This is a genomic window from Stenotrophomonas sp. 05L414_2, assembly GCF_056397905.1.
The window spans coordinates 40,361-51,527 of the sequence record NZ_JBFTOJ010000020.1; the positions used below are offsets into that span (position 1 = coordinate 40,361).

The following is an 11,167-nucleotide window of genomic DNA, read 5'->3' on the forward strand; positions in this document are numbered from 1 at the left end:
TGCGATGGCCGCTGCAGGCGCCATCCGGTTTCCCTCCCGCCGGTAACGCGATGACGATGGGACGTCGTCACCGTGGCGGGATGCATCCAGACTAGAAATCAGCCCTGTCCTATGGAATCAGGCGTTTCCTAAAGCACTTCGTGCCCGGCGCATGGGCCGGGCACGGTTCAGCGTTGTGGACGCCTCAGGCGAACAACGAGGCCTGCAGGCAGTACTCGATCAGCGCCTGGTCGCTGTCCACGCCCAGCTTGCGCATCGCGCTGATTTTCTGGGTGCTGACCGTCTTCGCGCTGCGCTGCAGTTGGCGGGCGATGTCGCCCACGCTCATGCCGCCGGTGAACAGGCGGATCACTTCCAGTTCCCGTGGAGAAAGGCGTGCCAGCACCACCGCGGCATCGGCCGGTTCCGCCGCGGCAACCGGCATCAGTCCGGGCGGGCGATAGATGCGGTCGGCCAGCACCGTGCGCAGCGCCTGCACCAGGCTGCCCAGGCCGTGGCTCTTGAGCACCACGCCGCCCGCGCCAGCGGCATACATGGCTGCCACCAGCGAAGGATTGGAGACCATCGTCAATACCAGTACATGCGTGTCCGGGAAGCTGCGGCGCAGGAACGAGATCAGCTTGATGCCATCGCCGAAGCTGTCACCACCGGGCATGCTGTAATCGGTGATCACCGCATGGGGCTGGGTGCTCGTCATCAGCTCGATCAGGGTCGCCGGATCGGCGGCCTCGCCGACCACGTCCAGGTCCAGTTCGCCGGCCAGGACATCGCGGATGCCGGCAAGCACGATCGGGTGGTCGTCAGCGATGAGGATGCGGGTGGTCATGGCAGTGTCGGTTTGCGGGAAGGTGAGGGGGCGGCGACGTGCGTCAATGGTTCCAGCAGCCGCTGCAGGCGCCGTTGGAAATGGTCGAGCGCCCCGGCCAGCGCAGGCAGCGTGTCGCCGTCGCCGATCTGTTGTTCGATCTGCTGGCCGTGTGCCACCAGTGCCGGTGCGCCGACGATCACCAGTGCGCCGCGGATGCGGTGCAGCACCTGTGCCACGCGTTCGGGCGAGACATCGCCGATCGCCCGCTGCAGGCTGTCCAGGTCGGCCTGCATGGTCTGCACGAACAACGCCTGCATCTTTTCCGGAACCTGCAGCGGAGCATCGGCATCGGCATCGTGGTCGCTAGGTTCGCTGTGCGGCCCGGCCGTGACCTGGGTCAGCAGGCGCTGCAGTGCTGCCAGGGTGATCGGCTTGACCAGCACCCCCTGCATCCCTGCCTCGTGGCAGCGTTGCCGTTCGGCCGGGTCGGCGTTGGCGGTTGCGCCATGGATCGGTACGCCAACCCCACGCGCGCGCAATGCACGGGCCAGACCGTAACCGTCCAGTCCCGGCATGTTGAGGTCGGTCAACACCAGGGCAAAAGGACGCTGTGGCCAATAGCGCAGGGCCTCATTGCCGTCGCCGGCGACCACGGCGTGGCAGCCGAGCTGCTCCAGCTGGTCACGCAGGATCGCCTGGTTGATCGGGTTGTCTTCGGCGACCAGCACCTGCAGCCCGCCGAACCTGCGTGTCGCGGGCAGACGCCCGTTGACCTCGGCGGGCAGTGCTCGCCCGGCTGCAGCCGCCAGCGCCATCACGATCGCATCCAGGCGATGCACGCCGACCTGCCAATGTCCCTGCACCTGTTGCGGCTGCATTCCGCCTTCGCGGCAGGCCACCACCTGCGGTCCACTCCACGCAGGCGCACCCTCGTCCAGCACAAGGTCGAGCATCACCGTGCCAGGGTCGACAAGCGCCGGCGCATCCTCGCGGTGCACGCTGGCCTGTGCGCCACGCTGCTGCAGCCGATCGCATATCGATTGTGCAAACTCGCGAACGCTGCCGCGAACCTGCACTGGCAGCCCTGCCGGCATCTGCGGTGAAGCCGCCTGCAGCGGATCGGGTATTGCCTCAGGCAGCGGCAGTTCGACCGAGAAACTGCTGCCCAGGCCGCTTTCGCTGACCACCCGCAGGTGGCCGTCCATCATCGCGGTCAGGTGTGCACAGATCGCCAGGCCCAGTCCGGTGCCACGCATGGCATCGGTGCCCGGGTTGGCCTGGAAGAAGGGTTCGAACAGATGTGCCTGGTGCTCGCTGGCGATGCCGATGCCGGTATCGGCCACCTGCCAGCGCAGCCAGCAGCGATCATCGATGTGCTGTGCACCCAGGCGCACCACGACCCGACCGCTGTCGGTGAACTTCAGCGCATTGCTGATCAGGTTGTTGAGGATCTGGCGGATGCGCGCGGCATCACCATTGACCGCAGCCGGCACGTCCGGGTCGATGCAGGCGTAGAACTGCAGGCCCTTGTGTGCGGCGGCAGCGGCGTAGGAGTCCAGTGCGTCCTCGGTCAACCGCACCGGATCGAACGCGCCGGGTTCCAGGCTCAGCTGGTCGGCCTCGGCCTTGCTGACATCCAGGATGTCGCTGATCAGCTGCATCAATGTCGATGATGAGCGCTGGATCGTGTCCAGGTAGTCCTGCTGGCGCGCATCCAACGGGGTCAGGCCAAGCAGCTCCAGCGTGCCGAGCACGCCGTACAGCGGGGTGCGTATCTCATGGCTCATGGTGGCCAGGAACTGGCTTTTGGCGCGGTTGGCCTGGTCGGCCGCACGCCGTGCCTGCTGCAGCACCTGTTCGGCCTCGTGCTGGCTGCTGAGATCGATGAACAGGCACAGCACAGCCGGTTCGCCGCGATAGCGCGCGGGCGTGGCGGTGATCAGCAGGTGGCGGTTGTCCGGCGTGGTGTAGGCCAGGCCGTCGCCCGCGGCAGTGCCACCGGCGGCGAGCACGCTGCGTCGCCAGGGCCCGTGCCAGCCACCCTCGTCGTGGTTTTCCCCCAACCACTGACGCGCCAGCGCGTTGTCCAGCAGCACGCGGCCATCGGTGCGACGCAGCAGGCACAATCCGATCGGTGCGTTGTCGAGGATGGTGCGGCTGAAGGCTTCGCTTTCCAGCAACCGCGCATGGTTGCGGCGCAGTGGTTCGATCACCGAACGCCGGTAGGCACGCAGGATCAGCACGCCACCGGTGGCCAGCAGCAGTGCCACCACCATGCTGCCCAGCAGGGGCCCGCGCGGGTGCTGGAACACCTGTTGCCAGCCCACGTGATACACCGCCAGCCAGCCGTGTTCGCTGCGCATGCGGAACAGCAGGCCGTCCAGTCCCGCGCGCCAGGACGTAGCGGCGCGGCTGGCATCGCTGGCATCACCGAGCAGCAGGCGGCCGTTGCCATCGAACAGTGACATCCGTTCGAACACCGGCGTACCCATCACCTGGCGGTAGTCATCGACGCGGCCGGGATCCAGCAGGCAGGCCACGGCGGCCAGTGACTCGTCCTCGTTCTCGCCCCACAGGCGGGCATCCTGCGGCGCGTGCGCGATGGCAAGCAGCCGGGTCTGGCCTTCGCGCCAGGCCACCGGTGTCCAGACCACGCTGCCGCGGCGCAGCGCTGGACGTTCGCGCAGGACCTGGTGGATGGCGGCCAGTGCCGGATGCAGGTGATGCGGGCTGCTCTGGCCCGGATCACCACGCGTTGTCTGGATCGGCGCAAGCAGGCCACGGCGGCCCTGGCCATCGACCAGCAGGCATTGCGGAGGCGGAAACCGGGAGGCCGCCCAGAAAGCGCCGTAGAAGCGCAGGAAGCGGTCGCCCAGTTCGTCCGCTGCCTGTGCCGAAGCGCCGCTGTCGGCACCGATCCGGGCGAAACTGGCGAACAAGGGGCTGGACGGCGCACGCGAGGCAGATTCGTCCCCTGGCTGCCCGCGACTGCCTACGTCATGCAGGCGCCATTGCCGCAGGAAGCGGTCCTGTTCCTGCAGCGTGCCGTCCAGGCGACGGAAGTGATAGCGGATCTTGCTCTGTTCTTCGTTGAACAGCTGGCTGCCGGTGGACAGCAGCAGGCCGGCCTGCAGGGTTGCCAGCACCACCACGCCAATCAGCAGGGCATGTACGCGCAGGGAGCGGCGGGCGAGTCGGCGTACGGGAGCGGCCTCGGCCGGCATGGGCAGGTCTCGGAGCAGTAGGCGGTCGATGGCGGCCCGAAGGGCCCGGGGCACGGCCGGTACCGCCGCGCAGAGAGGATCGTCAATGACTCTTGATGGGATTGTGAAGCCTTTCAGCCTCGACTGTCAGCGCGATGCTGCACGGCTGCTGCGCGCGCCCTCATCCGGAGCATCTTCGTCCAGCAGTCGGGTGAAGTCGTCCGAGGGCAGCGCCTGCGAAATCAGGAAGCCCTGTACCTGGTTGCAGCCGAGCTGGCGCAGCGCGGCCAGATCGGCATCGCTCTCCACGCCTTCGGCAACGATGGTCAGGCCGAGCTGGTTGGCCAGCGCGATCACGGTGGTCAAGGTCAGGTGCAGGGCGGGATCACGCGCGCAGCCGCTGACCAGCGCACGATCGATCTTGACCTCGGTGAAGGGGGTGTTGACCAGGTTGTGCACCGAGCTCAGGCCTTGGCCGAAGTCGTCCTGCGCCAGGCCGAACCCCTTCATCCGCAACCGGCACGCGCCTGCATAGAAGTCGCTCACGTGGCGGGTGGTGCTGTTCTCCATCAGTTCGAAGCACAGGTCAGCCGGATTGCCGCCCGCGGCCAGGGTCAATGCCAGCAGCTCATCGGGAAGATTGGACTGCTCCAGCAGATGCGGCGGCAGGTTGATCGATACCGGCACGCGGAATCCCTGGGAGCGCCAGCGCGCCTGCGCCTGGATGCTGGCGGTGAGCATCGCGCGCAGCAGTTCGCCCTCCAGGCCATGACGGCACAGTGCCGGCAGGAAGCTTCCAGGCGCCAGTGTTCCGAGCTGCGGATGGCGCCAGCGCACCAGTGCCTCGGCGGCAACCACGCGCCCGGACTGCAACGACTTCTTCGGCTGGAACCAGGCAGTCAGGCTGCCGTCGGCCAGCGCCTGCCGCAGCTGCACCGCGTCCGGCTCGGGTGTCAGCGCGGCCGGGCTGGTGCGCACGGCTGGCCGGGTCTGCGCCAGTGCATCGAGCAGTGCATCGACATCGCTGGCGGCGACCGGCTTGGCCAACAGCCCGACCACGTCCAGGCCCAGTGATTCAGCCATCAACCGTGCCGAACTCATCATCCGCCGCGAGGCTGCGCTGACCACGGCAAGCCGAGGCGGACGCGGCTGCGCGGCCAGTGCCTGGATGAACTGGATGCCATCCTGGCCGGGCATCAACAGATCGCTCACCACCAGGTCATAGGCCTGGCAGGCACACAGGGCGATAGCCGCATCGACGTCTTCGCAGGCGTCGACCTGCACGCCGGCGCGCGCGCTGAACAGATTGACGAGATAGCCGCGTTGGAACGGCTGGTCTTCCAGGATCAGGACACGGCGGGTCATGCAGGATCTCCTTGGCGAACGGCGGAAAGCGCCTGACGCAGGCGTGCGATGTCGATGGGTTTGCTCAGATAGCCCTGCATGCCACTGGCCAGGCAGCGCTCGCGCTCCTCGGCGGTAGCGTTGGCGGTGGCGCCGATCACCGGCAGCAGAACGCCTTCCGCCCGCAGCCGGCGTGCCAGGGTGTGGCCGTCCATGCGCGGCATGTTGATGTCGGTGACCACCAGGTCGAAGTCATGGGCCTGGCACAGCTGCAACGCCTCGACACCATCCTGCGCAAGCTCCACCTCGCAGCCCAGGGCCTGCAGCTGTTCGGCCAGGATCACCCGGTTGATGGGATTGTCTTCCACGGCCAGCACCCGCAGTCCCAGCGGGCCTGGCTGCACATCGCGCGCTGCGGTCGGCAGCGTTGCGCATTGGCGCTGCTGGCGTGCCACCGCCAAGGCGATCGAGGACATGCCATGCAGGGTGACCAGCAGCGCGCCATCGGCGGCAGGTGCCGGTTGGTCGCCACCATCGATCGAGGCCAACACCCGCGGTCCCTGCCAGGCCAACGGCTGTTCCGCCTCGCCATCCATCAGGATCGCGCCGGCGTGGTCGAGCAGGGCAGGATCGCCCTGCAGCGGCTGCGCATTGGCACCCCAGCGGCGCAGCCAGCCACAGGCACTGTCGACCAGCTCGCGATCGCGGCCGCGCACGTATACCGGCGGTTCGGCCAGCAATGCGGGGCCATCCTCGGTCGCCGCCAGCACCGGCAAGGGCAGGCGCACGGTGAAGCTGCTGCCCAGTCCCGGCTCGCTGACCACGCGCAGTTCGCCACTCATCAAGCGCACCAGGCGGTCGCTGATCGACAGGCCCAGCCCGGTGCCCTGCGCACTGGCAGCGCCACGGACTTGACGGAAGGGCTCGAACAGGCGTGCCTGTTCCTCGGTGGCGATGCCCACGCCGGTATYGGTGACCTGCCAGGCCAGCACGCTCGACTCGCCTTCGCGCTGCACCAGTCGTACGCGCAGCACCACCCGGCCATGCTCGGTGAACTTGATGGCATTGCTGAGCAGGTTGCCCAGCACCTGGCGGATCCGGTCGGCATCACCGAGCACCCGTGTCGGCAACCGGGGATCGGTGCAGACCAGTACCTGCAGGCCCTTGCGCGTCGCCGCAGCGGCGAAGCTGCGCAGCACGCTCTCGGTCAGCTCGCGCGGCGAGAACGATGCCGGCTCCAGGCTCAGCTGGCCCGACTCGATCTTGGACACATCCAGCACGTCGCTGATCAGCTGCAGCAGCACCGACGAAGAACTCTCGATGGTGCGCAGGTACTGCGACTGGCGCGCATCCAAGGGCGTGCGGCCGAGCAGCTCCAGCGTGCCAAGCACCCCGTACAGCGGCGTGCGGATCTCATGGCTCATGGTCGCCAGGAACGCGCTCTTGGCCTGGTTGGCGGCGTCGGCTGCCTGCCGCGCCGAGGACAGCGCCGCCTGCGCCTGGCGATGGCGTGAGATGTCATGGAACACGCACAGCAGCACGTCGTCATCCTGGTAACGGCAGGCCGCATGCAGCACCTGCAGCTGGCGACCGTCGCGTGCGGTGAACTCCAGCCCGCGACCGCGTTCGCCGGCATGCCCGCGCCACGGTGCCTGCCAATCGCTGTCCGTGCCTTCCTCGCCCAGCCAGTCGCGCAGCAGCTGGTTGGACAGCAGCAGCTGGCGGTCGCTGCGGCGCAGGACACAGATGCCGACCGGCGCCAGGTCGATCACCGTGGAACTGAAATCCAGGCTTTCCAGCAGGCGCCGGTGCTGCAGCAGGGCCGGCTGGATCAACTGGCGGTCGACGCGATGCCGCAGCAGGCGCAGCGCGATGCCCGCCAGCAGCAGCAACGCACTGCTGATCAGCAGCGAGGTCGCCATGTCGCCGAGCAGCAGGCGTGGAGGCAGGTGATAGACCAGCCGCCAGCCGTCATTGCCTACGCCCTTCACCAAGGCCACGCCGCGTGGCAGGCCTGTGCTCCAGAGCACGCCGAAACTGTCGTCCTGGCGCTGCTGCAGTGCTTTCCAGCCTGCGCTGTCCAGGCGCGGAGCCAGGCTCGACAGGGCGGGCTGCCCGTCGCGGTCCAGCAGGGCGTAGCCGCCGATGCCCTGGCCATCGATCATGTCCGAGGCGGCCGCACTGTCCAGCAGCAGCATCAACCACTGGCCCGGTTGCGGTCCGGCCTGTACCGGTTGTGCCAGAGCGACCCCGGCGTCGCCCGCGCGCAGCCAGTACACCGGATCGGTACCGGCAAGCGTGCCGCTGCGCTGCTGCAGTACATGCAGCGTGGGCAGGCCGGCGATGTCCACGTCGGCCTGGCCGCCGGCCAGCCAATGSGTTCCCTGCGCGTCGACCAGCAGCAGATGGGTCTGCAGGGTCTGCAGCGTGTGTTCTGCGCGCGGCGACAGCAGCAGGCGCTGGCCCGGCTTTCCACCCGGCCCGTCCAACGGCAGCTGGCGTACGCCCTCGCTGGACGGCGCCGACGGATCACCCACCACCACCGAATCGCCCAGATAGCGCAGCAGGGCCTCACGCTGGTCGAAGTAGATCTGCGCCCTGTACGCGGCGGCATTCATGTCGCGGCGGTGGCTGGAGATATCTTCGGTCAACGCGGTCAGCAGGTAGAAGCCGGTGGCGGCAGCCAGGCACAGGAACACGCACACCGTCAGCCAGCGCAGCAGCACCGAAGCGGTGGTCGGCGGTGCGACCAGGGGCAGGGAAGGGCGAGGGAATCGGAACATGCACCGATCCTAGGGACGACGGTCACCCGCCCGGAATCAGCCATGTCCTAAAAAGCGGCGCGCCCGCCGTGGAGGCCGCCGCCGGCGGGGAACCGTTCAGGCTGGGGCAGCGGCAGGCGGTCAAAAAAAGACCCCCGCCGAAGCGGGGGTCTGTGGCGAGCCAGCAGCAGGGCGTCCTTACAGCGCGCTGCCACCGAACTTGTGGGTGTACTGCAGGTTGATGGTACGGCCGACGCTGTCGAACCAGGACACGTCGTAGTACGGGTACGCCGTATAGGTCTTGTCCTTCGGCGGCATCTTGTTGAACACATTGACCACCGACAGCGACAACCGCGAGTGATCGTCGAAGCGGTACTGCAGCGAAGCGTTGTAGCGGTAGGTCGCCTTGATCCACGGGCTGTCGCCGCTTTCCTCGTCGAACACCTGGTCGTAGCTGTCCGAGGTCGGCAGCTTGCCCAGGCGCGAGCCGTACACGGTGGCCGACCAGGCGTCCTTTTCCCAGGTCACGCTGACGCTGGTCTTGGTGCGGGGAATATCGAAGCCGCTGTTGATCGCGAACTGGTCTTCGGTCACATCGCCGGCATAGCGCTGGAAGTCATGCTTCTTCACCCAGGTGTGGGTGCCATTGAAGATGAAGTCGCCGATGCCGGTCTGCAGGCGGTAGCGCAGGCCGACGTCGATGCCGGAGGTGGACTCGCGCGCCACGTTGATCGGATTGACGTGCACACCGTACAGACGGCCGTCGGCGGTGCGGGTGATGCGGGCCAGAGCATCCACGCAGGTCGGCGAGCCGATGTCGGCGCTGCCCAGCCGGCAGTTCGCTTCGCTGGCCAGGATCGTACGCACGTCCATGTCCTGCACCTGGTCGCGCATGTCGATGTTGAACCAGTCGGCCGACAGGTCCAGGCCGGCGGCCGGCGACCACACGAAGCCCGCGCTCCAGGAGGTGCTGGTTTCCGGTTCCAGCTCGCGGTTGCCACTGCGGCTGCGGATCACGTTGCGCTCGTAGTCGGCGCAATCATCGGCGGCGTCGGCGCGGCAGTTGTACAGATCTTCCGCGCTGGTCTCGTCGTTGCCCGGGCCGGCGAATACATAGTGCAGGTCCGGCGCACGGAACGCGGTGCCGTACGAGCCGCGCACCAGCAGCGTGTCGATCGGGCGCCATTCCAGGCCGCCGCTCCAGGTCGCCTTGCCGATGGTGTGGCCCGAATAGCGGTACTGGTCGTAACGGCCGGCCACGCTCAGGTTGACCGTCTCATGCAGCGGCATGCGCAGCTCGGCGGCAGTCGCCCAGCGGTTGCGCGAGCCCTTGCCGTCCGAATCCTTCCAGCTGTAGTAGTAATAGCCGGTCGCCAGCGGGTCCGGGTTGAGCGCGTAGGCCTGCTGGCCCACTTCCACCGTCGCGGCAAAGCCGGCATCGCCGCCGGGCAGGGTGAACAGCGACCCATTGGTCAGGGTCAACGCAGCCGTCTCGGTACGCGACTTCGGCGTATAGGTGGTGCGTGCGGCGATCGAATCGTACTCGGCACGGGTCAGCGGCCGGTACAGGCGCGACGGATCGGCGTTGTAGATCGGGAAGCCGTCCTCGTCCTCGCCCAGCTGCGGGCCCAGGAACAGGTCGTTGGCCTTGGATGCGATGATCTGCGCCCAGCTGATCCGCGACTGGTACTGCGAATGGCTCAGTGCTGCTTCGTAGTCCCAGTTGCTGGTCAGGTTGCCCTTGAAGCCGGTGGTCACGCTGAAGGTCTTCTGCGTGCTGCGCACCATCGCATTGTCCAGCCCGCCCATTTCCTCGGGCGAGAACTGGCGCTGCCAGAACTCGATCTCGCCGGTGGCTTCATTGTTGAAGTAACCCGACTCATCACCGTCGGCGGCCATGCGGCCCCACTTGGTGACATCGCGCATCAGCGACATCGTGTGGTAGCCCAGCTGCACGTCGGCGAACCACTGCTGGCCGTTGTCGAAGTCGTAGCTGAGCGAGGCATAGCCGTTGGCGCCGCGGCGCTTGCTGAGGATCGTGCCGTAGCCGATCGAGCTGTCGCTGCCGCAGTAGTAGCCGTAGCGCGGACGGAACGCGCGGTAGGTGCTGCCCTGGTTCTGCCCGGCCAACGCCTCGCAGGTCGCCGCGCCCGGGTCCAGGTAGTCATCGTTGTAATCGGTGCGCAGGTAGGAACGACGGGCGATGCGCGCGCCTTCGGTCGGGCCGTCCTGCGTCGAGTCCTGGATGTCGCGGTCGTAGGCCCACAGCGGCGTCTGCGACTGCAGTTCGACGCTGTACACCGCGTTGAAGTTGCCGCTGCTGAAGCCGCTGGCCAGACTCATGTCGAACGACTCACCACCGCCTTCGGTAGTGGTGCCCATGCGCATGTCGATGGTGGTGCCATCGGCCTTCTTCTTCAGGATGAAATTGACCACGCCGGCGATTGCATCCGAGCCGTAGATCGCCGACGCGCTGCCGGTCAGCACTTCAATGCGATCGATCATGCCCAGCGGAATGTTGGACACATCGGTGAAGTTGCTGCGGCCCTTGAACGGCATCGGGAAGTCGGCGATGCGACGGCCGTTGACCAGCACCAGGGTGTGGTTCGGGCCCAACCCGCGCAGGTCGACCTGCTGCGCACCCGGCGAGAAATCGGCCCCTCCGGAGGACTGCTGGCTCTGCGTCTCACCGCCGTTCTGGGTCATCGCGCGCAGCACGTCCGGCACGGTGGTGAAGCCGCTGGAGCGGATCTGCTCTGCGTTGATGACAGTGATCGGCGCCGGTCCTTCCACCTGGGCGCGCGGGATGCGTGAGCCGGTCACCTGCACCGCATCCAGCTGTTGTACCGAAGAGGAAGCGGGAGTCTGTGCCGCCGCCGAAGCAGCAACGCCCATCAACGCCAGCTGGATCGACCACGCCATCGCCTGTCTACGCATGAGAAATTCTCGGAAGTAATGCCGGCCCACAGAGGAGGGGCCCTGTCCCCCATTCACATTTCAGGAATGGGCGCGCGCATTTAACGCCTTTTTCATGTCCTTGACTACTGGGG

Annotated in this window: 5 protein-coding genes; all 5 read right to left on the reverse strand. The window is 67.3% G+C overall.

Annotation, left to right across the window (positions count from 1 at the left end):
- Positions 1-184 precede the first annotated feature (184 nt).
- The 5 genes from AC1DJN_RS04795 to AC1DJN_RS04815 all read right to left on the reverse strand — a co-directional run bounded on the left by AC1DJN_RS04795 (position 185) and on the right by AC1DJN_RS04815 (position 11,054).
- The gene (locus tag AC1DJN_RS04795) at positions 185-826 is read right to left on the reverse strand and encodes a response regulator (RefSeq protein WP_025879152.1); all 642 of its coding nucleotides are present in this window, start codon (positions 824-826) and stop codon (positions 185-187) included.
- Positions 823-4,032 carry a hybrid sensor histidine kinase/response regulator gene (locus tag AC1DJN_RS04800; protein ID WP_478013640.1) on the reverse strand — a complete coding sequence of 1,070 codons (3,210 nt, stop codon included), beginning with the start codon at positions 4,030-4,032 and terminating at the stop codon, positions 823-825. Before AC1DJN_RS04800 ends, AC1DJN_RS04795 begins: the two co-directional genes overlap by 4 nt.
- Positions 4,033-4,158: 126 nt before the next feature.
- Complete coding sequence (locus AC1DJN_RS04805; RefSeq protein WP_442252027.1) at positions 4,159-5,376, reverse strand: EAL domain-containing response regulator; 1,218 nt, start codon at positions 5,374-5,376, stop codon at positions 4,159-4,161.
- Positions 5,373-8,138, reverse strand: coding sequence for a response regulator (locus AC1DJN_RS04810; protein ID WP_478038935.1), 2,766 nt, complete (start codon positions 8,136-8,138; stop codon positions 5,373-5,375). The genes AC1DJN_RS04805 and AC1DJN_RS04810 overlap by 4 nt, the downstream gene beginning before the upstream one ends.
- A 177-nt stretch (positions 8,139-8,315) precedes the next feature.
- The gene (locus tag AC1DJN_RS04815; protein WP_442252028.1) at positions 8,316-11,054 is read right to left on the reverse strand and encodes a TonB-dependent receptor plug domain-containing protein; all 2,739 of its coding nucleotides are present in this window, start codon (positions 11,052-11,054) and stop codon (positions 8,316-8,318) included.
- Positions 11,055-11,167: the final 113 nt, after the last annotated feature.

Excerpts from the sequence above, each read along its gene's own strand:
- AC1DJN_RS04795 (WP_025879152.1), bottom strand. The coding sequence starts at position 826 with ATGACCACCCGCATCCTCATCGCTGACGACCACCCGATCGTGCTTGCC.
- AC1DJN_RS04800 (WP_478013640.1), bottom strand. The coding sequence starts at position 4,032 with ATGCCGGCCGAGGCCGCTCCCGTACGCCGACTCGCCCGCCGCTCCCTG.
- AC1DJN_RS04805 (WP_442252027.1), bottom strand. The coding sequence starts at position 5,376 with ATGACCCGCCGTGTCCTGATCCTGGAAGACCAGCCGTTCCAACGCGGC.
- AC1DJN_RS04815 (WP_442252028.1), bottom strand. The coding sequence starts at position 11,054 with ATGCGTAGACAGGCGATGGCGTGGTCGATCCAGCTGGCGTTGATGGGC.